The sequence below is a fragment of the Streptococcus vestibularis ATCC 49124 genome, from assembly GCF_000188295.1.
Lineage (GTDB): Bacteria > Bacillota > Bacilli > Lactobacillales > Streptococcaceae > Streptococcus > Streptococcus vestibularis.
Genome location: NZ_GL831112.1, coordinates 1,098,142 through 1,123,064, shown reverse-complemented (window position 1 = coordinate 1,123,064; position 24,923 = coordinate 1,098,142). Strand labels below are relative to the sequence as shown.

Here is a 24,923-nt window from a genome sequence, read left to right as displayed (position 1 = left end):
TAAGTTTTATATTTCTGTTAGAATAAAAGAAAAGGACTATTTAGAAGGAAAATTATGTCAAAAATGTACTATGCTGAGACGCCAGATGCGGCTCACGATATTCATGATTTAAAAGTAAATCTATTAGGAGAAAGTTTCCAGTTTTATACGGATGCTGGAGTATTCTCTAAGAAAATGATTGATTTTGGAAGTCAAGTACTTCTGAACGCTTTAGATTTAGAGGCTGGAAAGACAGTTCTTGATGTAGGTTGTGGTTATGGCCCTCTTGGTATCAGTTTAGCCAAGGTTCAAGGAGTCAAAGTCACTATGATTGATATCAATAGTAGGGCTATAGATTTGGCTAAACAGAATGCCGAACGCAATAAGGTCGAGGCTACTATTTTTCAATCCAACATCTATAAGAATGTCACAGGAAGCTTTGATTATGTGATTTCTAATCCCCCCATTCGTGCTGGTAAGAAAGTGGTTCATCAAGTTATTGAGGAAGCCTACGACCATCTCAATCTAAGTGGTACTTTAACTATAGTGATTCAGAAAAAACAAGGAGCTCCGTCAGCTAAGGCTAAGATGGAGGAAGTGTTTGGAAATGCTGAAGTTGTAAAGAAGGACAAGGGATATTATATCCTAAGAAGTGAAAAGGTATGAGAACAGTTGATTTAATTGAAAAGAAAAGAGATGCTGGAGAATTAACCACAGAAGAAATTACTTATCTCATTAATGGCTACGTTTCTGGAGCAATACCTGATTATCAGATAGCTGCTTTGGCAATGGCTATTTACTATCAAGGTATGTCTATTCGTGAAATCCATGATTTAACGACAGAAATGGTTGCTTCGGGTGAACAATATGACCTGTCAGAAATCCCAGGTGTTAAGGTGGACAAACATTCGACCGGAGGTGTTGGTGATAAAGTAACCATTATTCTCATGCCACTTGTAGCTAGTTTTGGAGTGCCAGTAGCTAAAATGAGTGGACGTGGTCTTGGTCATACAGGCGGAACTATTGATAAACTCGAGTCTATTAAAGGTTATCAGGTTGAACGTAGCAAGGAAGAGTTTATTGACCAGGTTAAAGAAATTGGGATTTCTCTTATTGGTCAGTCGGAACATTTGGTTAAGGCTGATAAACTCTTGTATGCTCTACGTGATGTGACTGCAACAGTAGATTCTATTCCTCTAATTGCAAGCTCTGTCATGTCTAAAAAAATTGCAGCAGGTGCTGATAAGATTTTGCTGGATGTTACCGTTGGTCAAGGGGCTTTCATGAAAAACATGTCAGATGCTGAGAAGTTGTCTGAGACTATGGTTGCACTAGGTCGCGAAGTAAATCGTCAAACAATCGCTGTAATTACAGATATGAGTCAACCACTAGGTAAAGCTATTGGTAACCGTCTAGAAATCACTGAGGCGATTGAAATTATGCAGGGTAAGGGTCGTGAGGATATCACTGACTTTATCTGCGAGCTAGCCGAAATTTTATTGGATTTAGCACAGGTTGAGGTTAGCCCAGAAGAAATTCGTCAGCATCTAGTTGGTGGAAAAGCACTTGCCAAGTTTGAAGAGCTCATTCTAGCTCAGGGCGGTGATATAGAGGATCTTTATCGTTGTAGTAATGCGCCTATTATGACAGAAATTCATGCAGATGAAGCTGGTTACATAGAGGAGCTTCCAGCTATGGCTTTTGGGAAGTTTGCCATGCAATTAGGAGCAGGTCGTGCTACAAAGACTGACAGTCTTAATTATGAAACCGGAATTGTTTTTGAAAAGAAAGTTGGCGACTCTGTAGCTCAAGGAGACCTTATCGCTAAGGTCTATAGCCAAGAAATTTTATCTGAAAAAATGCTGACTGAATTCAAAAAAAATGTTATTATTGGTAGAGTGTGTAAAAAGCCAAATGAAATATTGAAAATTATTTCTTAGGACTTAATCTCAATCTAATTAAGGAGTTTTTTTATGTCTGTTAATAGCTATATTGATCATACTTTATTAAAAGCTGACGCTAATGAGGAACAGATTTATGCCTTAATTGACGAGGCTAAGAAATATCAATTTGCGAGTGTTTGTGTTAATCCAACTTGGGTAAAGACTGCAGCAGAACTTTTGAAAGACAGTTCTGTTAACGTCTGTACAGTAATTGGTTTTCCTTTAGGGGCTTCTACATCAGCTGTCAAGGCCTTTGAAGCTAAGGATGCTATTGCTAATGGAGCTGATGAAATTGATATGGTTATCAATATTGGTGCTCTTAAATCTAGAAATCTTAAATTAGTTGAAGACGACATTAAAGCTGTTGTTGAAGCTAGTGGAAGAAGTCTTGTAAAGGTAATCATTGAAACTTGTCTCTTAACTGATGAAGAAAAAGTCCAAGCTTGCCAATTAGTAAAACTAGCAGGTGCAGATTTTGTGAAGACATCTACAGGATTCTCTACTGGTGGGGCTACCATTGAGGATATTGAACTCATGCGTGAGACCGTTGGCCCAACTATGGGAGTGAAAGCATCAGGTGGTGCTCGTACACTTGAGGCTGCCCAAGCCTTTATCAAAGCTGGGGCAACCCGTATTGGTACTTCGTCTGGAGTTGCCATTACGAAAGGTCAAGAAAGCCATGACAGTTACTAACAAAGATAAAGTGATAGAAGCAGCTCGATTGGCAGCAGAAAATGCCTATGTTCCCTACTCTAAGTTTAGAGTTGGTGCGGCTTTGATTACAAAAAATGGAGAAATCTTTCAAGGCTGCAATATAGAAAATGCCTCTTTTGGGTTGACCAATTGTGCAGAAAGAACGGCTATTTTTAAAGCGGTATCTGAAGGATACTGTGATTTTGAGTGTCTCGCTGTTTACGGTGATACCAAAGAGCCTATATCACCATGTGGTGCATGTCGCCAAGTGATGGTTGAATTTTTTGAATCTGATTCTAAAGTGATTCTTATCGCTAAAGATAAATCGACAGTCGAGATGACAGTCGGAGAGTTGTTACCATACTCTTTTACAGACTTACAATAGTCTAGTTGTTTTATTCTTTATTAAGCAAGTTTTCTTGCAAGTTATAGGAGGAGTGTTCAAGATGAAATTGAACAAGAAAATTATTGGAATTGGCCTTGTTGCTGTAGCAGCACTTGGTCTTGTGGCCTGTGCTCGTGGTGGACGAGGTGGTTCAGCAGCTGATTCGAAAGTTAAAGCTGCAATTGTTACAGATACTGGTGGTGTTGATGATAAATCATTTAACCAATCAGCATGGGAAGGTCTTCAAGCTTGGGGTAAAGCTAACAAACTTGAAAAAGATTCAGGTTTCACATATTTCCAATCAAACTCAGAATCTGATTTTGCAACAAACATGTCATCAGCTGTAGACCAAAATTATAATCTTATCTTTGGTGTTGGTTTTGCACTTCACGATGCTGTTTCAGAATCAGCTAAAGATAACGAGAAAATTAATTACGTTATCGTCGATGATGTAGTTAAAGACCAAAAGAACGTTGAAAGCGTATTGTTTGCTGATAATGAAGGAGCTTACCTTGCAGGTATTGCCGCAGCAATGCAATCAAAAACAAACAAAGTTGGTTTCATCGGTGGTCAAAAATCAGACACAATTACACGTTTCGAAGCTGGTTTCACTGCAGGTGCTAAATCTGTAAAACCTGATATTGATGTTCAAGTTCAATATGCTGAGTCATTCTCTGATGCTGCCAAAGGTTCAACTATTGCTTCAACAATGTATGCTTCAGGCGCAGATGTTATCTATCAAGCAGCTGGTGGAACTGGTACAGGTGTCTTCACAGCCGCTAAAGAGGTTAATGAAAAACTTAGCGCTGATAGCGATAAAAAGGTTTGGGTAATCGGTGTTGACCGCGACCAATCAGCAGAAGGAAACTATACATCTTCAGACAATAAAAAATCTAACTTTGTATTGACTTCAACAATCAAACAAGTTGGTGCAGTCGTTAAAGACATTGCTAACGATCAAGTTAAAGGCAAGAAATTTGAAGGTGGTAAAACTAAGACTTATGGTATCAAAGATGGCGGTGTTGACATCGTAACATCTAATCTCCCTTCAGATATTAAGGATGCAGTCGTAAAAGCTAAAGAACAAATCAAGAATGGTGAATTGAAACCAACTGATGGTCTTAGCAAATAATGGGTTAAGTACACACACTTAGACTTTAAACTGGGACAATTTTTGTCTCAGCAAAGGGAAGCAGTTTATGATTTCCTTTGCTGATATAATAATTATTTTTGAGAGGAGATTGTATGACCAAGCCAAATGTCATTGAAATGCACGACATTACCAAAAAATTTGGTGAATTTGTTGCAAACGATCACATCAATCTCGATGTGAGACCAGGAGAAATCCATGCCCTCCTCGGTGAAAATGGTGCAGGTAAGTCAACCTTGATGAATATGCTTGCAGGTCTGTTACAGCCTACAAGCGGAACAATTAAGGTAAATGGGCAAGCTGTGACGATTGATTCACCGTCTAAAGCAACAAAATTGGGTATTGGGATGGTCCACCAGCACTTTATGTTGGTTGAAGCTTTTACAGTTGCTGAAAACATCATTTTAGGTAGTGAAGTGACCAAATCTGGTGGTGTTCTTGATATGAAGAAGGCTGTAAAGGAAATTACAGAATTATCTCAACGATACGGCCTGGCGGTTGATCCATCAGCTAAGATTGCAGACATCTCTGTCGGTGCCCAACAACGTGTTGAAATCCTTAAAACCTTGTACCGTGGTGCTGATATTTTGATTTTCGATGAGCCCACAGCCGTTTTGACACCTTCTGAAATTACGGAGCTTTTAAACATCATGAGAACTTTGGTTAAGGAAGGTAAGTCTATTATCCTTATCACCCATAAGTTGGATGAAATTCGTACGGTTTCTGATCGTGTTACGGTTATTAGACGTGGTAAGTCAATTGATACAGTTACTATTGAAGGCTCTACAAATGCCGATTTGGCTGAAATGATGGTTGGTCGTCATGTTTCCTTTAAGACAGATAAAATTCCTTCAAATCCTAAAGAAGTGGTTCTTTCTATTAAAAATTTGGTGGTTAATGAGAATCGAGGTGTTCCAGCTGTTAAAAACTTATCGTTAGATGTGCGTGCTGGTGAGATAATTGGTATCGCTGGTATTGACGGAAATGGACAGACAGAACTTGTCCAAGCAATTACGGGACTTCGTAAAATTAAATCTGGTGACATCACTATTAAGGGTGAGTCTATCATTCATAAGACTACACGTCAGATTACTGAGATGAGTGTCGGTCATATTCCAGAAGATCGCCATCGTGATGGTATGATTCTTGAGATGACAGTTGCTGAAAATATTGCTCTTCAAACCTATTATAAGGAGCCTAATTCTAAGAACGGTATTTTGAATTATAATATCATAAATGCAAAGGCTCGTGAATTGATGAACGAATTTGACGTTCGTGGTGCTGGAGAATTAATCGCCGGTGGTGATTTGTCAGGTGGTAACCAACAAAAAGCAGTTATCGCCCGTGAAATTGACCGTAATCCAGATCTTCTTATTGTAAGTCAACCAACTCGTGGTCTTGATGTTGGTGCCATTGAGTACATCCGTAAACGTATTATCGCTGAACGTGATAAAGGTAAGGCTGTCATTGTTGTCAGCTTTGAATTGGATGAAATTCTTGATATGTCAGATCAAATTGCTGTTATCTATGATGGTGCAATTCAAGGTATCTTAGATCCTGCTGAAACCAATAAGCAAGATCTTGGTATCCTTATGGCTGGTGGACAATTGAATAAGGAGGAAGCAAATGTCTAAAAAAACACAAAATTGGGCAGTTCCTTTAATTGCTGTTCTCTTGGGAATGTTGGTCGGTGCTGTTTTGATGTTAATCTTTGGTTACGACCCATTCTGGGCTTACTACGATCTTTTCTCAACGGCCTTTGGCTCTTTGAAAAATATCGGTGAAATTCTACGTGCCATGAGTCCATTGATTCTGATTGCACTTGGTTTCTCTGTAGCATCTAAGGCAGGATTTTTCAACGTTGGTTTGCCAGGGCAAGCCTTAGCTGGTTGGACCTCTGCTGTGTGGTTTGCATTAGCGTTTCCAGAATTACCAAAAGTGGTTTCAGTTTTCTGTACAGTAATCATCGGTCTTGTAGCTGGTGGTATCGCTGGTGCAATTCCGGGTATTCTTCGTGCTTATTTGGGAACTAGTGAGGTCATTGTTACCATCATGATGAACTACATCATTTTGTATGTAGCAAATAATATTGTTCGATTTGGTTTTACAGCCGACATGTTGCGTTCATCAGAAGCATCTAATAAGGTCGCATCCTCTGCAAGCTACCAAACAGAATTCTTATCATCTTTAACTGGTGGCTCACGTTTTAATATTGGTTTCTTCCTTGCTCTTGCAGCAGTTTTCCTTGTTTGGTTCATGCTCAAGAAAACAACAACTGGTTTTGAAATTACATCTGTAGGTCTCAACCCTCATGCGTCTGAATATGCAGGGATGTCATCAAAACGTGTTATTATTATGTCTATGATTATTTCAGGTGCCCTTTGTGGACTTGGAGGAACAGTAGAAGGACTTGGTACCTTCCAAAATGCATTTGTTCAAAACTCTTCATTGGCAATTGGTTGGAACGGTATGGCGGTTGCTCTTTTGGCTACTAATTCACCTATTGGTATTCCGTTTGCTGCCCTTCTTTATGGTGTCTTGTCTGTAGGTAAGAGTGGTATGATTGGTGTGCCTTCTGAGGTTATCGACGTTGTATCTGCTTTGATTATATTCTTTGTTGGTGCTAACTACATTATTAGATATTGGGTTCTCCCTCGTCATAAGTCAGTGAAAGCTAAAGGAGGACAAAACTAATATGGACTTCATTACAATTTTAGCCTTGATTGTTGCCTCTATGCTGAAATACTCAGCACCATTGATTTTCACAAGTATCGGTGGTACTTTCTCTGAACGAGGTGGTATCGTAAATGTCGGTCTTGAAGGAATCATGGTTATTGGAGCCTTCGCAGGTGTTATCTTTAACTTGAATTTTGCAGATAGCTTTGGTGATGCAACTCCTTGGATTGCCGCGATTGTAGCAGGTCTTATTGGTCTTGTTTACTCATTGCTCCACGCGGTTGCGACCATTAATTTCCGTGCGGACCATGTTGTTTCTGGTACGGTATTGAACTTGATTGCTCCATCTTTAGCAGTCTTTCTGACACGTGTTATCTTTGGTGCCGGTCAAACACCAGCTATTAGCCATAACTTTAAAACTGTATCATTTCCAATTTTGAGCCATATTCCAATCTTGGGTAAAGTCTTCTTTACGAACGTTTCCTTGATTGCATATGTAGCTATTTTGGTTTCAGTTGTGTCATGGTGGGTTATCTTCAAGACTCGCTTTGGTTTGCGTCTTCGCTCAGTAGGTGAGCATCCACAGGCTGCAGATACACTTGGGATTAACGTTTATCGTATGCGTTACTACGGTGTTATGATTTCTGGTTTCCTTGGTGGTGTTGGTGGTGCGGTTTACGCCCAATCGATTTCAAATAACTTTGCCGTTACCACTATTGCTGGTCCTGGTTTCATCGCTTTGGCTGCTATGATTTTTGGTCGTTGGAATCCAGTTGGAGCTATGCTCTCAAGTTTGTTCTTCGGTTTGTCACAATCATTGGCAATCATCGGAAAACAGTTACCTGTTATTTCACATGTACCAAACGTCTATTTGCAAATTGCACCATATATTTTGACAATTATTGTTTTAGCTGCATTCTTCGGTAAAGCCGTTGCACCTAAAGCAGATGGTGTTAACTATATCAAATCTAAATAGGAACTCAAAAGAGTTTCTGATGAGAAGGAAGGCCCTTGGGCCTTCTTTTCTGTACTCAAAAAGCCCAACTTTGCCGAAATGAGAACAGCAGTGATGAGCTTTTCTTTTTATGAAAAATGTGGGTTAAAGACTTTTTCGTGACCGATAGTTGTGTCCCATCCGTGGCCTGGGAAAATGCGATAGTGATTAGGAAGAGTGAAGAGTTGCTCTTGAATGCTAGAAAGTAACTGGTCGTGATTACCTGTAGGAAGGTCCCATCGCCCAACTGTTTCTTTAAAAAGGGCATCACCAGAAAAAACAGTTTCTTCTTTTTCAAAGATAAAGGAAACTCCACCGATAGAATGTCCAGGAGTTGGAACGACTTTAAACTGGAAGTTGCCGATGTTATAGTCCTTGATAAAATCAAAGTAGTAGTCAGCAGGATTGACAATAACATCCTCCATATCATCATGACGTGGAAGACCAGACAAATTATGAACAGGATTCATTAACCAGTCTTTCTCAGTTTCTGCGACATAGACAGGTGGGTGGTTATAAGCTTGACGGACAGCTTCGACGCTTATAATGTGATCGTAGTGCGTGTGGGTCAAGAGGATAGCCACAACAGGTTTAGCAATTTCCTCGAGTTCAGCTAAGATACTTGAAGTGTTGCTTCCTGGATCAATGACTAAGCTGGCTGATTCATTTTCTAAAATATAGGTATTTTCCTGGGCAACAGGATTTAAAATTCGTTTTATTTTCATAGCTCTAGTTTAGCACGAAATTCAGGCTTTTTCCAATATCAGAATGATGGTTTTGTCTTTTTTTGGTGTCTTGGATATGCTATAATAAGGTCACTATGAGTGAAAAAAACACGAATAAATATGCCATTGTTGATTTGGAAGCTACATCGGCTTCATCAACGGCTTGTATCATTCAGGTGGGAATTGTCATCATGCAAAACGGTCTGGTAATTGATGAATTTGCGAGTGACGTTAACCCACACCAAGAACTTGATGATCATATTGTTCACTTAACAGGAATTACTGATCAACAGTTGTCTCAGGCACCAGATTTCTCAGAAATTGCTAGAACCATTTTTGAACTGATTGAGGATTGTATTTTTGTTGCCCATAATGTAAAATTTGATGCTAACTTGCTTGCAGAGGCACTTTTTATGGAGGGCTTCGAACTAAGGACACCACGTGTTGATACGGTAGAATTGGCTCAGGTCTTTTATCCGACGCTAGAACAATATAAACTTTCTTATTTATCACAAGTCTTAAATCTTGACTTAGCACAAGCTCATACAGCAATTGAAGATGCGAGAGCTACAGGACAGCTTTTGTTTCATTTGATGGATAAGATTGCTAGCTTACCTAGACAGACCATTGATATGCTTTTGACATTTTCTGATAATTTGCTTTTTGAGTCTGAATTGGTTATTCGTGATGCTATAAAAGGTAAAACTAACAGTCTTTCAAAGGAATATGTCATGCTTGAGGAATCTGGTATCGTACTTCGTAGACCTTTGACTTACATGTCGGAACGTAAGCTTTCTCAAGATTTTGAAACTAATATTGCTCTCTTAGGTTTGGAATCAAGATCTAAACAAGAGGAATTTGCGAAGACAGTGAGGAGGGAACTTGACAATACTGATATTTCAATGATTCAAGCTCAAACTGGAATCGGGAAAACCTATGGCTACCTGCTCCCCTTGTTAGCACAAGCCGATGTCGATAAAGTAGTAGTAGCTGTTCCGACCAAGCTTCTTCAAAATCAGATTATGAGTAAGGAGGCTAAGGCCTTAGCAGAAGTTTTTAACATTAGCTTTCATAGTCTCAAAGGACCAACGAACTATATCAAATTAGATGCTTTTTACCATACCTTATTACGTCAGGATAGTAACCGTTTGATTAATCGTTATAAAATGCAACTTTTAGTTTGGTTGACTGAAACCGAAACTGGTGATCTTGACGAAATTAAACAGAAACAACGCTACATGGCTTATTTTGATGAAATCAAACATGATGGTAAGCTAAAGGCAGATAGTCTTTTTGCAGGTTACGATTTTTGGAAGCAGTCTTATCAAAAAGGTCAAGAAGCTAGAGTTGTTGTAACCAATCATGCTTATCTATTGACACGTATGGAAGATGACCATGATTTTGTTCGAGGAAAGACTCTTGTGATTGATGAAGGACAAAAGATGGTTCTGGCTTTGGAACAGTTTTCACGTCATCAAGTCAATCTTACGACTCTTTTGCAACAGATTCATCGTATTCTTGATAGTGATAGTCAGACTTTGTTGCAACAGCGTTTGCTTGAAAATTTGCAGTTTGAAGTGAGCCATTTAATTCAAGAGCATCAACGATTCCCTCAGAAGCAGTATAATCGACAGCAATTAAATCGTTTGCTTCAAACCATTTCTGAACTTGAAGGTGAGAGTGATGTGATGGAGATGCTGTCACCATTGAACACACCGCTTTACAGTCATTTTTGGCTTGAAACAGACTATTATCAGGAACATCGCGTTACTTATTTAAAGGCTTCACGTCAGGAGCTATTGAAATTATCAAGTTATCTCCCAAGTGCTCAAAAAGTGTTAATCGTTTCAGCAACAATTGATATTGGTCCAGACGTCGATGTGGCTGATTTATTAGGACTAAGTCAGGTACGTAAAGTAAGGCTTCCAATGGAAACTTTACCAAATCAAGCTATCTGGATTGATCAAACCATGCCTATGATTGGTGTTTCTTCTGAAGAAGAATATGGAGAAGCGATTGCAAAGCGACTCCAGAAACTATCTGCAATGGGATATCCTATTTTAGTATTATTTACATCTCGAAAGAGTATGATAGCTGTTTCTGATTTGTTAGATCATAGGAAAGTTCATCACTTGACTCAAGAGAAAAATGGGACAGCTTTTAATGTCAAAAAACGTTTCGATAAAGGTGAGACTAATCTCTTACTTGGTATGGGGTCGTTCTGGGAGGGTGCTGATTTTGCTCAACAAGATAAGGTTATCGAGGTTATCACACGTCTTCCTTTTGACAATCCTAAAGATCCTTTCTATCAAAAAATAGAGTCTTTGTTATCTAAGCAAGGAAGAAGTACTTTTGATAGTTACAGTCTCCCGATGACGGTTTTACGTTTCAAACAGGCTATTGGCCGTGCCCAAAGAAGACCAGAACAGCGATCAGCTATTTTACTAATGGATAATCGTCCCCTAGTTAAGAGCTATGGAAAACTGTTCATAAAGGAAGTGTCACAAGAAATCATCCTAAAACATGCCCCATTTAAGCTGCTGAAAGAGGACATTCAAGAATTCTTAGAAAAAGACTGCTAATTTCTTAGGCAAAGATATTCTAAGACGACAGAGTTTCTATGCATTTCCTGAGTCATAAAAAGATAGTTATTACCAGTGATATAGCTATGTAAAGATTTCTCTTTTTCTGATATAATAAATTCAGAAACTTTTTTAGGAGGCATTATGCGTAAACAACGACAACCGTGGACAAAAAAGCAACAGCTTATTTTTGGAATGATTGTACTTGTTGTGACTGTAATTGTGTCCATTACAGCAATGCTAGTTGTTGCGGTAAAGCCCTATGTCGATGCTGAGAAGCAAGTGATTGCCATAGCTAAGACCAAAGCTGATCTTCATACTGTTTCTGAATTTAATATCTACAACGGTCAGGCAACCTACTACGGACTTCTTGGAAAGTCTGGTCAAGGTGAGAAACTGGCTGTTATCGTGAGTCATGATTCAGGTGAGGTTGATATCTACAAGCAATCGGATGGTATTAGTAAGTCAGTGGCTAAAAAAGCAGCTAAAGCCTATGGTGCTAAGGATATATCCTATGTCCACCTAGGAAAATATGGCAAAACTCCTATTTGGGAAGTGAAGTCAGGAACCCAGTATTATCTGGTTGATTTTATCTCAGGTCAGGTTATTAAAGTGGAAGGACTATAATGAAATGACAAAATTATCAAATCGTGTATTACAAATGGAAGAAAGTGTTACTTTAGCTGCCAGTGCGCGTGCTAAAGCTCTTAAAGCTCAAGGACGTGATATCTTGAGTTTGACACTTGGTGAACCAGATTTTGTGACACCTAAGAACATTCAAGATGCTGCCATTGCCTCTATTGAAAATGGTAAGGCAAGTTTCTATACCGTAGCTTCTGGACTCCCAGAACTTAAGGATGAGATTAGCACTTACATGGAAAACTTCTATGGCTATGCTGTAAAACCAAATGAGGTTGTTGTTGGCACTGGTGCGAAGTTTATCTTATATGCTTTCTTTGCTACGGTTATCAATCCTGGTGATGAAGTCATTATTCCAACACCTTGCTGGGTTTCTTACGTAGACCAAGTTAAAATGGTTGAAGGTGTTCCGGTCACTTTCCAAACGACTGAAGCTAATCACTTTAAAGCAACGGTTGAACAACTTGAAGCAGCCCGTACTGAAAAAACTAAAGTTGTCTTGCTTAATTCTCCATCAAATCCAACAGGAATGATTTATAGTAAGGAAGAATTGCAAGCAATTGGTGACTGGGCGGTTGAGCACGATATTTTGATTTTAGCTGATGACATTTATGGCCGATTGGTCTATAATGGCAATACTTTCACACCAATTTCAAGCTTGTCAGATGCTATTCGTAAGCAAACAATTGTGATTAATGGCGTTTCTAAGACCTATGCTATGACAGGTTGGCGCGTGGGATTTGCTGTAGGAGATCCAGAAATTATTTCAGGAATGGCGAAGATTATTAGCCAAACAACATCAAATCTTACAGCAGTTTCTCAATACGCTGCTATTGAAGCTTTAACCGGTGATCAGTCTTCTATCGAAGAGATGCGTCAAGCCTTTGAAGAACGTTTAAATACGATTTATCCACTCTTGGCTGAAGTACCCGGATTTGAAGTTATCAAACCTCAAGGTGCCTTTTACCTTTTCCCTAATGTTAAAAAAGCTATGGAAATCAAAGGCTATACAGATGTCAATGATTTTACCAATGCCATCCTTGAAGAGGCAGAGGTAGCTTTAGTGACAGGTGCGGGATTTGGTGCTCCTGAAAATATTCGTTTTAGTTATGCTACAGATTTAGATACTCTGAAAGAGGCTGTTCGTCGTATCAAAGCATTTATGGAAAAATAAATTTTAATATAAATCAAAAGAAAAGAGAAGTAATTACATGTCTAAACAATTAGTTTCAATTATTGATGTGCCTAAACACGTGGGCGAAGAAATCACTATCGGTGCATGGGTAGCTAACAAATCAGGTAAAGGGAAATTGGCCTTTCTTCAATTGCGTGATGGAACTGCCTTTTTCCAAGCGGTAGCTTTCAAACCTAACTTCATCGAAAAATACGGTGAAGAAGAAGGTACTGAAAAATTTGATACTGTTAAACGCCTTAGCCAAGAAACATCAGTTTATGTGACTGGTGTGGTCAAAGAAGACGAACGTTCAAAATTTGGTTACGAGTTGGATGTGACAGCAGTAGAAGTCATCGGTGAATCACATGATTACCCAATCACACCAAAAGAACACGGAACTGACTTCTTGATGGATAATCGTCACCTTTGGTTGCGTTCACGTAAACAAATGGCTGTTCAACAAATTCGTAATGCGATTATTTACGCAACTTACGAATTCTTTGATAAAAATGGTTTCATCAAATTTGATAGTCCAATTTTGTCGGGAAATGCAGCTGAAGATTCAACAGAATTATTTGAAACGGATTACTTTGGTACACCTGCTTACCTAAGCCAATCTGGTCAGCTTTACCTTGAGGCTGGTGCTATGGCTCTTGGTCGTGTCTTTGACTTTGGTCCTGTTTTCCGTGCCGAAAAATCAAAAACACGTCGTCACTTGACTGAGTTCTGGATGATGGATGCCGAGTATTCGTTCTTGTCACATGATGAGTCTCTTGACTTGCAAGAAGCATATGTTAAAGCGCTTATTCAAGGTGTTATTGATCGTGCGCCACAAGCTCTTGAAATTCTTGAACGTGACGTAGATCTTCTTAAGAAATACATTGCTGAGCCATTCAAGCGTGTATCTTATGATGAAGCAATTGATCTTCTTCAAGCACATGAAAATGATGAAGATACAGATTATGAGCACCTTGAACATGGAGATGACTTTGGTTCACCACACGAAACTTGGATTTCGAACTATTTTGGTGTTCCAACATTCGTTGTTAATTATCCAGCAAGTTTCAAGGCCTTCTACATGAAACCAGTTCCTGGTAATCCTGATCGTGTTCTTTGTGCAGACCTTTTGGCACCAGAAGGTTATGGTGAAATCATCGGTGGTTCAATGCGTGAAGATGACTACGATGCTCTTGTAGCTAAAATGGATGAACTCGGAATGGACCGTTCAGAATACGAATTCTACCTTGACCTTCGTAAATATGGTTCAGTACCACACGGTGGTTTTGGTATCGGTATTGAACGTATGGTTACTTTCGTAGCTGGAACAAAACACATCCGTGAAGCTATTCCATTCCCACGTATGTTGCACCGTATCAAACCATAAGTAAAATTCTTTAGGAGTGCAAAAGTATGAAAAGATGGTTACTCGGTCTTTTGGCCTTACTTTGTATGGTTTCAATGGTAGCTTGTAGCAAGTCTGCTCCCTCACTAGAGGGTGACTGGCAGGCACAAGATGCCTTAAAGAAGGATTATACGATTGTCTTTAAGAAAGATAAGTTCAAGATTGGTGAGCAGGTTTATAACTATACAGTGGATGGTCCGAAATCTAAAGCTGACTTTACCTATTTTTCGTTAAAAGTAAAAGATCAAGGGAAAGAGACGACTTATACGATATTTTTCCCAACAAAATCAAAAGAAACAGCCCTCTTTTTACAACCTAATGATGACAAGGAGCCTCTGAAAGGGCAAATGCTCTTTGCACTCAATAAAAAGGAAAAACCAGAATACTATGACTATGTCAAAAAGTATATGAAATAATAAGAGAAGGATTAGTTTGGAGCTAATTCTTTTCTTTTTGAAAATACCTGTTTCAATTTTCAGAATATTTTGCTATAATAACAACATACTAGTCGAAGGAGAATTATCATGGCAAAAACTATTCATACTGATAAAGCACCAGCTGCAATTGGACCTTATGTTCAAGGTAAAATCGTAGGAAATCTTTTGTTTGCATCTGGCCAAGTACCATTGTCACCAGAAACAGGTGAAATCATTGGTGAAACGATTCAAGAACAAACAGAACAAGTCCTTAAAAATGTTGGTGCAATTTTGGCGGAAGCTGGAACAGACTTTGACCATGTTGTCAAAACAACTTGTTTCCTTAGCGACATCAATGATTTTGTTCCATTTAACGAGGTTTATGCGACTGCATTTACATCTGACTTTCCTGCACGTTCTGCGGTGGAAGTAGCACGCTTGCCAAAAGATGTTAAAATCGAAATCGAAGTTATTGCTGAGATTGATTAAGGAAGAGAGTCTTGGCTCTTTTCTTTTTATCTTAACTATGATATCCTATTAAGGATAAATCATTTTCGATGTTTGGGAGACACCATCGCTAAAAAAAACCATTACTGGCGTTTTTTTGGCTCCCCCAAGGGGCCTTTTTATGTGTCTCAGACATCACGAATAAAGAGGAATATTATGAAACGTCAATCAGCTTTGGTCGTCTTTAGTGGCGGTCAAGATTCTACTACTTGCCTATTTTGGGCTTTAAAACATTATGAAACTGTTGAACTAGTTACCTTTGCTTACGGGCAACGTCATAGCTTGGAAATTGAAGTAGCTAAAGAAATTGCGCAAGAACAAGGGCTAAAGCATCATGTTTTGGATATGTCTTTGCTTGGTCAAATCACTGAAAATGCCTTAACATCTGATCTTGAGATTGAGGCAGAAGAAGGTGAAGTTCCTAATACTTTTGTGGACGGGCGTAATCATCTTTTCCTTTCTTTTGCAGCTGTTCTAGCCAAGCAACGTGGTATTACTGACATTATTACGGGTGTTTGTGAGACAGACTTTTCTGGTTATCCAGACTGTCGTGATGTTTTTGTCAAATCACTTAATGTCACACTCAACCTTGCTATGGCCTATGACTTTGTTATTCAGACTCCTCTTATGTGGTTAGATAAGGCTGAGACTTGGGCTTTGGCTGACCAACTAGGAGCTTTTGACTATGTTCGTGAAAAAACACTGACTTGTTATAACGGTATTATTGGGACTGGTTGTGGGGAATGTCCTGCCTGCCATTTGCGCCAAAAAGGACTTGAAAAATATCTAGCAGAAAGAGGAGAAGCTTAATGTTCTTTGCACCGAAAGAAATCAAAAAAGAAACAGGTGAGTCTTTGGTTTACAATTCTCACCGTACAATGGTTTCTAAAGAGTTTACTTTTGATGCTGCCCACCATCTCTTTCATTATGAAGGCAAATGCAAATCGCTTCATGGTCATACCTACCATCTTCAAATAGCAGTGAGTGGTTACTTGGATGAGCGTGGCATGACCTATGATTTTGGTGACCTTAAGAGCATTTACAAGGATCATTTGGAACCTCATCTGGATCACCGTTATCTCAATGAGACTTTGCCTTATATGAACACGACTGCAGAAAATATGGTTTTCTGGATTTTTCAGACGGCTAGTGAATATCTTCCGGAGGAGCGTGGGCTTCGTTTGGAGTATGTACGGCTATATGAGACACCGACAGCTTTTGCGGAGTTTAGACGGGAGTGGTTAGATGACTAGAGAACGAGTACTTAAACTACCAGTCCTTGAAATTTTTGGGCCGACCTTTCAAGGTGAAGGTCGAGCTATTGGGCAAAAGACCATGTTTGTAAGAACTGCAGGATGTGATTATCACTGTGATTGGTGTGATTCTGCCTTCACCTGGGATGGTTCAGAAAAACCAACACGAATGACAGCTGATGAGGTTATTGAAGCTTTAGATGCGCTAGGAACTTACGACTATGTTACTCTATCTGGAGGAAACCCAGCTCTGCTAGCGGCTAATATGGCTCAACTCGTTTCAAAACTCAAGGCAAGAGGCGTAACCCTGGCCGTTGAAACACAGGGTTCTCGCTGGCAGGAGTGGCTAAAGGATATTGACCAAGTAACCTTAAGTCCTAAACCGCCATCATCCAAGATGGAAGTCAATATGGAAACCCTTGACTTTATTGTTTCCCAGCTGGATCCTGATAAAGTTACCTTCAAGGTTCCTGTTTTCGATGATGCAGATTTAGCCTTTGCTAAAATGATTCAGGAGCGTTATCAACCAGATGTTATGTTTCTCTCAGCTGGTAATCCTGAACCGAAAGCAGAGGGTAATATTGTCCAACATCAATTAAATCGCCTTAAAGAACTGTGGGAGACAGTAGCTGCCGATGACTCATGGGGCAATGTACGTGTTCTCCCTCAGCTTCATACCCTACTCTATGATAATGAGCGCGGAGTATAATCTTCACATTCTATAAGCTTAGAATTGATAGTATTTTGACTTTTTTAATGATTAACATTAGAAATTTAGATTAAAAATTGACCATATTAAGGTCTAGAAAAATTAACAATAAAGGAAGAAAAATGTCACAACAAGAAGAAATGAAGAACCTCACTCTCCTTGGTAATAAGGAGACACCTTATATTTTTGAATACTCTCCACAAGTCTTGGAGTCTTTTGATAATCGTCACACTGATAATGATTACTTTATCAAATTCAACTGTCCAGAATTTACGTCACTTTGTCCTATTACTGGGCAACCTGATTTTGCAAGCATCTATATTTCTTATATTCCAGATCAGCTCTGCGTTGAGTCTAAATCTCTAAAGCTTTACCTCTTTAGTTACCGTAATCACGGTGATTTCCACGAAAACTGTATTAATACCATTGGTAAAGATTTGGTAGAGCTTTTGAATCCTCGTTACCTAGAAGTTTGGGGTAAATTTACCCCTCGTGGTGGTATTTCGATTGACCCTTATTATAATTACGGTCGTCCAGAAACTAAGTATGAAAAGATGGCAGAGCAACGTCTCTTTAATCACGATCTTTACCCGGAAAATATTGATAATCGTTAATATCTTTCTAAAAGTCCTTATGAAAATAATGGACTTTTTTCTTGTCCAAAAATTGATTAAGTGGTATCGGAAGTAAAAATATTTTTGACATTATATTGGTCATATATTAGAAAGTTATATTATTGAAATAGTTTGACAATAGAAACTTTCTTTCTCACAATTAAGTTGTAAAACGCAGTGTAAGAGGTCGCTTTAAAAGAGGTGTGTTTGTTTTTTAAATGGGGATGAAAACAATAAGAAAAAGTTTACGTTTAATTTCGTGTGTTGTATTAGGAGCAGCCATACTAGCACCAATGGTGGTCGGTAAAGACGACCATGCTGAAGCTGATACTTATTATGGTAATGGATATACTTATAACTCATGGTATAACAACTATTATTCTGAATATAACTAAGGATATGATTATGGTTATAACAATTATAACGAATCAGGTGCTTACCGATTTAGCAACGGTTATTTGTACTACATCTTAAGTGATGGTAGCTACTATGTGAACTATAACGGTTGTTGGGTTTGTGGTGGCGACTATAATAACAATAATGGTGGTTCTAACAATACACTAATGATTGGTTATGAGATTTTGAGAAACGCTCCTCACTACCGTTATGAAAATGATATTCACTATTATTTGAAAGATGATGTCGATTATTACTATTATTCAAATGGTAAGAGGGTACTTTTAAATATTAAAGCATAGATTCTGAAGCTCCAATAACCTCAGAAACAGCTTCAACAGCCGATTCAAGTTCAGAAACAAGTTACGAAGTCCCTGAACTTGAAATACCAGCATATGCACCTGAGACCAATATTGACTATGATAAGTGACCAAAACTAACATTGCCACCGACAGATTATCCTATGTATTCAGATCCAAGATTTGTCGATGACAATAGCACTGCAAGTGATAATCCAGAGCTTAATCCAGAATTCCATAATTCTGTAGAGAATGACGAGTACATGTATGATAACAATGCATCAAGCATTAAATTATATTTTGAAAATGTAGTTGGAATAGGTGAAGCTGGTGAAGATCTTCCATTCCAAAATGTTGATGAATTCAGAGGCTATGTCATTAATAATTTTGCTCCAAAATTCATAGACAATGCTGGCTGAGGTTGTAATGTAACTTGGGAAATGAAGATATTGACAACTTCAACGCTTTTAAGGGCATTGCTTGGGCACGTGACTATTTATTATAACTAATCTCAAGAGCTATGTTGACGACAAAAAAATATAGTGATGTTTAATTTAGATATGTTAAATTTATTTATCATGTAGAACCAACTGAAAATTCTGACTATGTTGAGCTTGATTCAGCGATGGCTGTATTTAACGAAATCAATGCATAACGTAAAGCAGCAGGTTTGCCAGAGCTTACATGGTCTGATGATCTTTACAATAGCACAACTCTTCTACATGCCAAAGATATTTCACACAGATATAACAGTGATGGTATTGTTATCGTCGTGAATCTGATGGTTCAGTGGTATTTGTGAGCGTCTCATGAGTCCAGATGTTACCCAAGCAGCAGTTGCTTGCGTTGTCGCTGGTGATGCTACTTACTACTGGACCTTAAACTACCAATAAGAAGATTTTAAATATTGTCCCAATATAGGAGGAGCCCGAGATTAGTCTTGGATTCTTTTACTTTATAGATTGAACGTTTGAGTCTTCAATGTGGTATAATAAAGCCTAGAAAGAAGGCGAAACTATGCAGGTAAAAAGAGTTCAAGATTATATCTCTAAAGAGTGGTTCGACGAGACAGATGGTTCTTATTTCGAACGACTGAATAGTCGTTTACAGGTCCTTCTAAGAAAAGACTACCCTGATTTAAAAGGACATGATTTTATAAGTAATATCAGTCTTTTGGACTATAGGTTAGTTTTTCTCGATGAGGTTATCTCCAATGCTAATGAGAAAAATGAGCATGTGCGTGAAACAGTTCATGATGTGACCAAGAGTTTGCTATACGAAGACCAGGATGTCCAGGAACAATTGGATAGTCGAATTACTTTTGGCCAAAAGGTGGCTGATGAAGTGGCCAGATTTGGTGGATCTTGGACTTTTATCTTGTCATTCATTGCTTTTATGGGGATTTGGATGGGGCTGAATGTCGTCCAACCCTTTGGTATTGCCTTTGACAAGTACCCATTTATTCTGTTGAATCTCGCCTTATCTACACTGGCTGCAGTTCAGGCACCTCTGATTATGATGAGTCAGAATCGAGCATCGGATTATGATCGATTGCAAGCACGAAATGACTATCATGTCAATAAACAATCAAAGGAAGAAATCCGACTTTTACATGAAAAGATTGATCACTTGGTGCAACAAGACCAATCAGATTTGCTTACTATTCAAAAATTGCAGACAGAAATGCTAATGGCAGTTAGTCAACAAGTTGAGAAGATATCAGATGATATTCGTGTTTTGAAAGAAATGAGACTAGAAAGGGAGACTCATGAAGACAAAGATAATTAATTTAGTTGTTGTTACAGGGATGAGTGGTGCAGGTAAGACTGTAGCAATTCAATCATTTGAGGACATTGGTTATTTTACCATTGATAATATTCCACCTTCACTGGTGCCAAAGGTTATTGAGCTGTTGAAACACAGTGAAGAGACAGATAAGATTGCTCTTGTTGTCGACATGCGTAGTCGTGTTTTCTTTGACGAAATTAACGATATTCTAGATCAGTTGGAAAGCAATGAGGAACTCAATTTCAAAATTCTTTTCTTAGATGCTACGGATGGTGAATTAGTTTCACGTTATAAAGAGACACGTCGTAGTCATCCACTAGCGGCAGATGGACGTGTTTTGGATGGAATTAAGCTAGAGCGTGAACTTTTGTCACCACTTAAGAGTTTGAGTCAAAACGTGGTGGATACAACTGAACTAACTCCACGTCAGCTTCGTAAGGCAATTTCTGAACAATTTTCATCTGAGCAAGACCAATCTTCTTTCCGTATTGAAGTTTTGAGTTTTGGATTTAAATATGGATTGCCATTGGATGCAGATTTGGTATTTGATGTCCGTTTCTTGCCAAATCCATATTATGATCCTACTCTTCGTAACCTCACTGGCTTGGACAGAGAAGTTTATGATTTTGTTATGACTCATAAGGAATCAGAGGATTTTTACAAGAATTTAAGTCACCTCATTAAACCAATTCTTCCAGGCTATCAAAAAGAAGGTAAATCTGTTCTTACCATTGCTGTTGGATGTACAGGTGGTCAACACCGTAGTGTAGCTTTTGCGCATCGTCTAGCTCAAGATTTGAAAAATGATTGGACGGTAAATGAAACACATCGTGATAAGGATAGACGTAAGGAGACGGTGAATCGTTCATGAAAAAACCAAGAATTACAGTAATAGGTGGGGGAACTGGTATTCCAGTTATTCTTCGTAGTTTGCGTCATAAAGATGTTGATATCACCGCTGTTGTAACTGTGGCTGATGATGGCGGTTCTTCAGGAGATCTGCGTGATATTATGAAACTAACTCCTCCAGGGGATTTGCGTAATGTTTTGGTTGCTATGAGTGATATGCCTAAACTTTATGAACGCGTTTTCCAATATCGTTTTGATCAAACTGATGGAGCTTTAGCTGGTCACCCACTTGGAAACCTGATTATCGCTGGAATCTCAGAAATGCAAGGTTCTACCTATAATGCTATGCAGCTTTTAACGAAGTTTTTCCATGTTACAGGTAAGATTTATCCTGCCAGCGAGACTGCTCTAACCCTTCATGCCGTTTTTCAAGATGGACATGAGGTGGCAGGCGAGAGTAGCATTTCTCAATACGACGGCATGATTGAGCGTGTCTATGTGACCAACACCTACAATGAAGAGGTGCCGAAGGCAAGTCGTAAGGTTGTTGATGCCATTATGAATAGTGATATGATTGTACTAGGCCCTGGCTCTCTTTATACATCGATTTTGCCAAATCTGGTTATACCAGAGATTCGTCAAGCACTTTTAGAGACCAAGGCTGATGTCACTTACATTTGTAATATTATGACTCAGTATGGAGAAACGGAGCAATTTTCAGATGCTGACCATGTGGCCGTTCTCAATCGTCATCTTGGCTCTGATGTTATTGATAATGTTTTGGTTAACATCAAAAAGGTTCCTCAGGAATACATGGCTAGTAATAAATTTGATGAATACCTTGTTCAGGTTGAGCATGATTTTGAGGGCTTACGTCGTGAAGCAAAAACAATTGTTTCTTCTAATTTTCTGCGACTTGAGAACGGAGGCGCCTTCCATCATGGCGATTTGGTAGTGGAAGAGCTTATGCATCTAGTGAGGAAGAAGTCATGAGTTTCACGATTAAGGTTAAAGAAGAGATAATTGCAGCCTCGAGTAAAGATATAGCGGAATTGTCAGCATTGATTAAGATGTCTGGTTCCGTTGGTTTAACGAATCAAGGACTGACTCTCTCTATTTCGACAGAGAATGCAAAAATTGCTCGTCATATCTACCAGTTGATAGAAAATCGCTACCATTGCAATCCTGAATTGAGACATTATAACAAGACTAATCTCAAGAAAAATCGTGTTTACACTGTCTTTGTTGCTGAGAATGTCAATGACATTTTGTCTGATTTACAATTAGCAGATTCTTTCTTTGGCTTTGAAACAGGCATTGAAACGTCAATAATGGAAGATGACGAGGCTGGAAGGTCCTATTTACGGGGGGCTTTTTTGGCAACTGGAACGATACGCGATCCTGAAAAAGGCCGTTATCAATTGGAAATCTTCTCTGTCTATCAGGACCATGCAGAAGATCTAGCCTCTCTCATGAAAAAATTTATGCTTGATGCCAAGGTTTTAAGCCATAAAAATGGTTTTGTAACCTATCTTCAAAAAGCTGAGGATATTATGGATTTTCTCATCGTTATTGGTGCCATGACTTCTAAGGAGATTTTTGAAGAGGTCAAAATTATGAGGGAGACCAGAAATGACCTCAATCGTGCTAATAATGCTGAGACAGCTAATATTGCTAGGACAATTAGCGCTAGCATGAAAACAATAAATAACATTATCAAGATTATGGATACGGTTGGCTTGGAGGTTTTACCAGTTGAACTGCGTCAAATTGCCCAACTCCGTATTGCTAATCCAGATTACTCTATCCAGCAAATCGCAGATAGTATAGAACCTCCTCTAACCAAGAGTGGTGTCAACCATCGTCTCAGAAAAATAAATAAGATAGCAGACGATTTGTAAGTAGAAAGGAAGCTTTTATGGCTTGTACAACGATTTTAGTAGGTAAGAAAGCCTCATATGATGGCTCTACCATGATTGCACGTACTGAAGATTCTCAATCAGGCGTTTTTACGCCCAAAGAGTTCCTAGTAGTGACTCCTGAAGACCAACCACGTCATTATCAGTCTGTGCTTAGCAAGTTTTCAATTGATTTGCCAGATAATCCTTTACGTTATACCTCTGTACCAGATGCACTTGGTAAAGACGGTATCTGGGGAGAGGCTGGTATTAACTCAGCTAATGTTGCCATGAGTGCAACAGAAACAATCACCACCAATGCGCGCGTACTCGGTGCAGACCCTCTTGTTAAAGATGGTTTTGGAGAAGAGGATATGTTAACATTGGTCTTGCCTTATATCAAAACTGCGCGTGAAGGCGTCCTTCGCTTGGGTGAACTCCTTGAAACTTATGGCACATATGAGTCAAATGGTATTGCTTTTGCAGATACTGAGGAAATTTGGTGGTTAGAAACAATTGGTGGTCATCATTGGATTGCCAGACGTGTTCCAGACGATGCCTATGTTACAAACCCAAACCAACTTGGTATCGATCATTATGAGTTTGAAAATCCAGACGACTATCTTGCCTCACCAGATATCCGGGACTTTATCAATAAGCATCATTTGGATTTAACCTATTCTAACGAACACTTTAATCCACGCTATGCTTTTGGTAGCCAACGAGATAAGGATCGTCATTATAATACACCACGCGCTTGGGCTATGCAGAAATTTTTGAACCCAGAAAAGGACTATGATCCAAAATCATTCTTCATTCCATGGTGCCAAAAACCTTACCGCAAAATTACAGTTGAAGATGTTAAATATGTCTTGAGTCTTCATTACCAAGATACACCTTACGATCCTTATGGACCTCAAGGAGATACGGTGAGTCAACGCCAATTCCGTCCAATCGGTATCAACCGTACTAGTCAAACAGCTCTCTTGCAAATGCGTCCTAACAAACCATCAGAAACGACAGGAATTCAGTGGTTAGCCTATGGATCAATGCCATTTGGTACAATGGTGCCATTCTGGACTCAAGTCGGAACGACACCTGCTTATTTCCGTCAAACAACAGATAAGGTTGATACAGGTAATTTTTACTGGAGCAACCGTTTGATTGCTGCAATCTGTGATCCGCATCTCCAACAGCATGAAGCAGATTTGGATGACTATGTCGAAACAACTATGGCACTTGGACATGCCATGATTAATCGTGTAGATACTGCTTTGGAAAATGATGAAAGTATTGATTTTGAAACTGAAAATCAAAAGATTAGTGACCAGATACAGTTAGAAACAGATAAACTATTGGCAAAAGTTTTAGATGATGCAAGTAATTTGATGACTAATCGTTTTTCTATGAGTGATTAAAGTTATCAAAAAAAGCCTTTCCAATTTTGAACTGCACCCTAAAAGTTAGACAGAAAAAATCTAACTTTTGGGGTGTTTTTATTATGAAATTGACTTATGAAGATAAAGTTCAAATATATGAACTGAGAAAGCAAGGAAAAAGCTTTAAACGACTTTCAAATCAATTTGGGGTGAACATTTCTGATCCAAAGTACATGGTGAAATTAATTGACCGTTATGGAATAAACATCGTCAAAAAGGGAAAGATTCGTTACCATTCTCCTAAATTCAAACGAGAAATGTTTGATAAAGTGCTACTTGAAGGTTGTGCTCAACAAAGTGTTTGTCTGGACTATGGGTATGGGCTCTCAAATCAAAGATTGCTTAACAATTGGATAGTACAATACAAGAAAAATGGGTATACTATTGTTGAGAAAAAAAGAGGAAAAGTACCT

At 38.8% G+C, this 24,923-nt stretch carries 26 protein-coding genes and 1 pseudogene; 26 read left to right on the top strand and 1 reads right to left on the bottom strand.

Features of this window, described 5'->3' with window-relative positions:
• The first annotated feature begins 54 nt into the window (after nt 1–54).
• The 8 genes from HMPREF9425_RS05510 to HMPREF9425_RS05475 all read left to right on the top strand — a co-directional run bounded on the left by HMPREF9425_RS05510 (nt 55) and on the right by HMPREF9425_RS05475 (nt 7,802).
• Nucleotides 55–645 (top strand): class I SAM-dependent methyltransferase, encoded by a 591-nt coding sequence (locus HMPREF9425_RS05510; RefSeq protein WP_003093879.1) that lies wholly within the window; start codon nt 55–57, stop codon nt 643–645.
• The gene (locus tag HMPREF9425_RS05505) at nt 642–1,919 is read left to right on the top strand and encodes a pyrimidine-nucleoside phosphorylase (RefSeq protein WP_003097398.1); all 1,278 of its coding nucleotides are present in this window, start codon (nt 642–644) and stop codon (nt 1,917–1,919) included. Before HMPREF9425_RS05510 ends, HMPREF9425_RS05505 begins: the two co-directional genes overlap by 4 nt.
• A gap of 33 nt (nt 1,920–1,952) precedes the next feature.
• Nucleotides 1,953–2,615, top strand: coding sequence for a deoxyribose-phosphate aldolase (gene deoC, locus HMPREF9425_RS05500; RefSeq protein ID WP_003097397.1), 663 nt, complete (start codon nt 1,953–1,955; stop codon nt 2,613–2,615).
• On the top strand, nt 2,602–3,000 hold the full coding sequence (locus tag HMPREF9425_RS05495; protein ID WP_003097396.1) for a cytidine deaminase: 399 nt from the start codon (nt 2,602–2,604) through the stop codon (nt 2,998–3,000). Before deoC ends, HMPREF9425_RS05495 begins: the two co-directional genes overlap by 14 nt.
• 67 nt (nt 3,001–3,067) lie before the next feature.
• Complete coding sequence (locus tag HMPREF9425_RS05490; protein WP_172798561.1) at nt 3,068–4,132, top strand: BMP family lipoprotein; 1,065 nt, start codon at nt 3,068–3,070, stop codon at nt 4,130–4,132.
• A gap of 113 nt (nt 4,133–4,245) precedes the next feature.
• Nucleotides 4,246–5,784 (top strand): ABC transporter ATP-binding protein, encoded by a 1,539-nt coding sequence (locus tag HMPREF9425_RS05485; protein WP_003093565.1) that lies wholly within the window; start codon nt 4,246–4,248, stop codon nt 5,782–5,784.
• A complete protein-coding gene (locus HMPREF9425_RS05480; protein ID WP_003094699.1) occupies nt 5,777–6,844 on the top strand; it encodes an ABC transporter permease in 1,068 nt (355 codons plus the stop codon). The genes HMPREF9425_RS05485 and HMPREF9425_RS05480 overlap by 8 nt, the downstream gene beginning before the upstream one ends.
• Nucleotide 6,845: 1 nt before the next feature.
• Nucleotides 6,846–7,802 (top strand): ABC transporter permease, encoded by a 957-nt coding sequence (locus HMPREF9425_RS05475; RefSeq protein WP_003093997.1) that lies wholly within the window; start codon nt 6,846–6,848, stop codon nt 7,800–7,802.
• 107 nt (nt 7,803–7,909) lie between these two features.
• Here HMPREF9425_RS05475 and HMPREF9425_RS05470 read toward each other — a convergent pair whose 3' ends face one another.
• Nucleotides 7,910–8,545 (bottom strand): MBL fold metallo-hydrolase, encoded by a 636-nt coding sequence (locus tag HMPREF9425_RS05470; RefSeq protein ID WP_003093355.1) that lies wholly within the window; start codon nt 8,543–8,545, stop codon nt 7,910–7,912.
• 95 nt (nt 8,546–8,640) lie between these two features.
• On the opposite strand from HMPREF9425_RS05470, the gene HMPREF9425_RS05465 reads away from it, so the two are divergent.
• From HMPREF9425_RS05465 to HMPREF9425_RS10060, 18 genes and pseudogenes are all read left to right on the top strand, one after another.
• Nucleotides 8,641–11,127 (top strand): bifunctional DnaQ family exonuclease/ATP-dependent helicase, encoded by a 2,487-nt coding sequence (locus HMPREF9425_RS05465; protein WP_003097393.1) that lies wholly within the window; start codon nt 8,641–8,643, stop codon nt 11,125–11,127.
• A 144-nt stretch (nt 11,128–11,271) separates the two neighbouring features.
• Nucleotides 11,272–11,754, top strand: a complete 483-nt coding sequence (locus HMPREF9425_RS05460; RefSeq protein ID WP_003093469.1) for a cell wall elongation regulator TseB-like domain-containing protein — start codon at nt 11,272–11,274, stop codon at nt 11,752–11,754.
• Between the two features lie 4 nt (nt 11,755–11,758).
• Nucleotides 11,759–12,940, top strand: a complete 1,182-nt coding sequence (locus HMPREF9425_RS05455; RefSeq protein WP_003097388.1) for a pyridoxal phosphate-dependent aminotransferase — start codon at nt 11,759–11,761, stop codon at nt 12,938–12,940.
• A 37-nt stretch (nt 12,941–12,977) separates the two neighbouring features.
• On the top strand, nt 12,978–14,324 hold the full coding sequence (gene asnS / locus HMPREF9425_RS05450; protein ID WP_003097385.1) for an asparagine--tRNA ligase: 1,347 nt from the start codon (nt 12,978–12,980) through the stop codon (nt 14,322–14,324).
• A 26-nt stretch (nt 14,325–14,350) separates the two neighbouring features.
• Nucleotides 14,351–14,758, top strand: a complete 408-nt coding sequence (locus HMPREF9425_RS05445; RefSeq protein ID WP_003097384.1) for a hypothetical protein — start codon at nt 14,351–14,353, stop codon at nt 14,756–14,758.
• A gap of 108 nt (nt 14,759–14,866) precedes the next feature.
• Nucleotides 14,867–15,247 (top strand): RidA family protein, encoded by a 381-nt coding sequence (locus tag HMPREF9425_RS05440; RefSeq protein WP_002891112.1) that lies wholly within the window; start codon nt 14,867–14,869, stop codon nt 15,245–15,247.
• Between the two features lie 174 nt (nt 15,248–15,421).
• Entirely contained in the window at nt 15,422–16,075 is a 654-nt protein-coding gene (gene queC, locus HMPREF9425_RS05435; RefSeq protein WP_003097381.1) for a 7-cyano-7-deazaguanine synthase QueC, read from the top strand.
• A complete protein-coding gene (gene queD, locus HMPREF9425_RS05430) occupies nt 16,075–16,518 on the top strand; it encodes a 6-carboxytetrahydropterin synthase QueD (protein WP_003097378.1) in 444 nt (147 codons plus the stop codon). Before queC ends, queD begins: the two co-directional genes overlap by 1 nt.
• A complete protein-coding gene (queE, locus tag HMPREF9425_RS05425) occupies nt 16,511–17,227 on the top strand; it encodes a 7-carboxy-7-deazaguanine synthase QueE (protein ID WP_003097376.1) in 717 nt (238 codons plus the stop codon). The genes queD and queE overlap by 8 nt, the downstream gene beginning before the upstream one ends.
• A gap of 122 nt (nt 17,228–17,349) precedes the next feature.
• Nucleotides 17,350–17,841 carry a preQ(1) synthase gene (gene queF / locus HMPREF9425_RS05420; protein ID WP_003097375.1) on the top strand — a complete coding sequence of 164 codons (492 nt, stop codon included), beginning with the start codon at nt 17,350–17,352 and terminating at the stop codon, nt 17,839–17,841.
• A gap of 458 nt (nt 17,842–18,299) precedes the next feature.
• Complete coding sequence (locus tag HMPREF9425_RS09470) at nt 18,300–18,539, top strand: hypothetical protein (RefSeq protein WP_003097371.1); 240 nt, start codon at nt 18,300–18,302, stop codon at nt 18,537–18,539.
• Nucleotides 18,540–18,700: 161 nt separating this feature from the next.
• Nucleotides 18,701–18,955 (top strand): hypothetical protein, encoded by a 255-nt coding sequence (locus HMPREF9425_RS09465; RefSeq protein ID WP_003097369.1) that lies wholly within the window; start codon nt 18,701–18,703, stop codon nt 18,953–18,955.
• A 598-nt stretch (nt 18,956–19,553) separates the two neighbouring features.
• Nucleotides 19,554–20,324: a DUF1003 domain-containing protein gene (locus HMPREF9425_RS05405; RefSeq protein ID WP_003093760.1), complete on the top strand. Its 771-nt coding sequence runs from the start codon at nt 19,554–19,556 to the stop codon at nt 20,322–20,324.
• Nucleotides 20,305–21,195, top strand: coding sequence for an RNase adapter RapZ (gene rapZ, locus HMPREF9425_RS05400; protein WP_003093833.1), 891 nt, complete (start codon nt 20,305–20,307; stop codon nt 21,193–21,195). The genes HMPREF9425_RS05405 and rapZ overlap by 20 nt, the downstream gene beginning before the upstream one ends.
• The gene (locus tag HMPREF9425_RS05395) at nt 21,192–22,166 is read left to right on the top strand and encodes a YvcK family protein (RefSeq protein WP_003097367.1); all 975 of its coding nucleotides are present in this window, start codon (nt 21,192–21,194) and stop codon (nt 22,164–22,166) included. The genes rapZ and HMPREF9425_RS05395 overlap by 4 nt, the downstream gene beginning before the upstream one ends.
• Complete coding sequence (gene whiA, locus HMPREF9425_RS05390) at nt 22,163–23,074, top strand: DNA-binding protein WhiA (RefSeq protein ID WP_003097366.1); 912 nt, start codon at nt 22,163–22,165, stop codon at nt 23,072–23,074. Before HMPREF9425_RS05395 ends, whiA begins: the two co-directional genes overlap by 4 nt.
• Nucleotides 23,075–23,091: 17 nt before the next feature.
• Nucleotides 23,092–24,489, top strand: a complete 1,398-nt coding sequence (locus HMPREF9425_RS05385; protein WP_003097365.1) for a C69 family dipeptidase — start codon at nt 23,092–23,094, stop codon at nt 24,487–24,489.
• Between the two features lie 83 nt (nt 24,490–24,572).
• Nucleotides 24,573–24,923, top strand: a pseudogene (locus tag HMPREF9425_RS10060) (IS3 family transposase); the annotation flags it as partial.

Bases quoted from the DNA above. Each gene is read 5' to 3' on its own strand.
- queD (WP_003097378.1), top strand. From the start codon at position 16,075: ATGTTCTTTGCACCGAAAGAAATCAAAAAAGAAACAGGTGAGTCTTTG.
- deoC (WP_003097397.1), top strand. From the start codon at position 1,953: ATGTCTGTTAATAGCTATATTGATCATACTTTATTAAAAGCTGACGCT.
- whiA (WP_003097366.1), top strand. From the start codon at position 22,163: ATGAGTTTCACGATTAAGGTTAAAGAAGAGATAATTGCAGCCTCGAGT.
- HMPREF9425_RS05460 (WP_003093469.1), top strand. From the start codon at position 11,272: ATGCGTAAACAACGACAACCGTGGACAAAAAAGCAACAGCTTATTTTT.
- rapZ (WP_003093833.1), top strand. From the start codon at position 20,305: ATGAAGACAAAGATAATTAATTTAGTTGTTGTTACAGGGATGAGTGGT.
- HMPREF9425_RS05475 (WP_003093997.1), top strand. From the start codon at position 6,846: ATGGACTTCATTACAATTTTAGCCTTGATTGTTGCCTCTATGCTGAAA.
- HMPREF9425_RS05470 (WP_003093355.1), bottom strand. From the start codon at position 8,545: ATGAAAATAAAACGAATTTTAAATCCTGTTGCCCAGGAAAATACCTAT.
- HMPREF9425_RS05445 (WP_003097384.1), top strand. From the start codon at position 14,351: ATGAAAAGATGGTTACTCGGTCTTTTGGCCTTACTTTGTATGGTTTCA.
- HMPREF9425_RS05510 (WP_003093879.1), top strand. From the start codon at position 55: ATGTCAAAAATGTACTATGCTGAGACGCCAGATGCGGCTCACGATATT.
- HMPREF9425_RS05405 (WP_003093760.1), top strand. From the start codon at position 19,554: ATGCAGGTAAAAAGAGTTCAAGATTATATCTCTAAAGAGTGGTTCGAC.
- HMPREF9425_RS05455 (WP_003097388.1), top strand. From the start codon at position 11,759: ATGACAAAATTATCAAATCGTGTATTACAAATGGAAGAAAGTGTTACT.
- HMPREF9425_RS05495 (WP_003097396.1), top strand. From the start codon at position 2,602: ATGACAGTTACTAACAAAGATAAAGTGATAGAAGCAGCTCGATTGGCA.
- HMPREF9425_RS05385 (WP_003097365.1), top strand. From the start codon at position 23,092: ATGGCTTGTACAACGATTTTAGTAGGTAAGAAAGCCTCATATGATGGC.
- HMPREF9425_RS05485 (WP_003093565.1), top strand. From the start codon at position 4,246: ATGACCAAGCCAAATGTCATTGAAATGCACGACATTACCAAAAAATTT.
- HMPREF9425_RS05480 (WP_003094699.1), top strand. From the start codon at position 5,777: ATGTCTAAAAAAACACAAAATTGGGCAGTTCCTTTAATTGCTGTTCTC.
- queC (WP_003097381.1), top strand. From the start codon at position 15,422: ATGAAACGTCAATCAGCTTTGGTCGTCTTTAGTGGCGGTCAAGATTCT.
- HMPREF9425_RS05465 (WP_003097393.1), top strand. From the start codon at position 8,641: ATGAGTGAAAAAAACACGAATAAATATGCCATTGTTGATTTGGAAGCT.
- HMPREF9425_RS05505 (WP_003097398.1), top strand. From the start codon at position 642: ATGAGAACAGTTGATTTAATTGAAAAGAAAAGAGATGCTGGAGAATTA.
- queE (WP_003097376.1), top strand. From the start codon at position 16,511: ATGACTAGAGAACGAGTACTTAAACTACCAGTCCTTGAAATTTTTGGG.
- HMPREF9425_RS05440 (WP_002891112.1), top strand. From the start codon at position 14,867: ATGGCAAAAACTATTCATACTGATAAAGCACCAGCTGCAATTGGACCT.
- HMPREF9425_RS09465 (WP_003097369.1), top strand. From the start codon at position 18,701: ATGTATTCAGATCCAAGATTTGTCGATGACAATAGCACTGCAAGTGAT.
- HMPREF9425_RS05395 (WP_003097367.1), top strand. From the start codon at position 21,192: ATGAAAAAACCAAGAATTACAGTAATAGGTGGGGGAACTGGTATTCCA.
- queF (WP_003097375.1), top strand. From the start codon at position 17,350: ATGTCACAACAAGAAGAAATGAAGAACCTCACTCTCCTTGGTAATAAG.
- asnS (WP_003097385.1), top strand. From the start codon at position 12,978: ATGTCTAAACAATTAGTTTCAATTATTGATGTGCCTAAACACGTGGGC.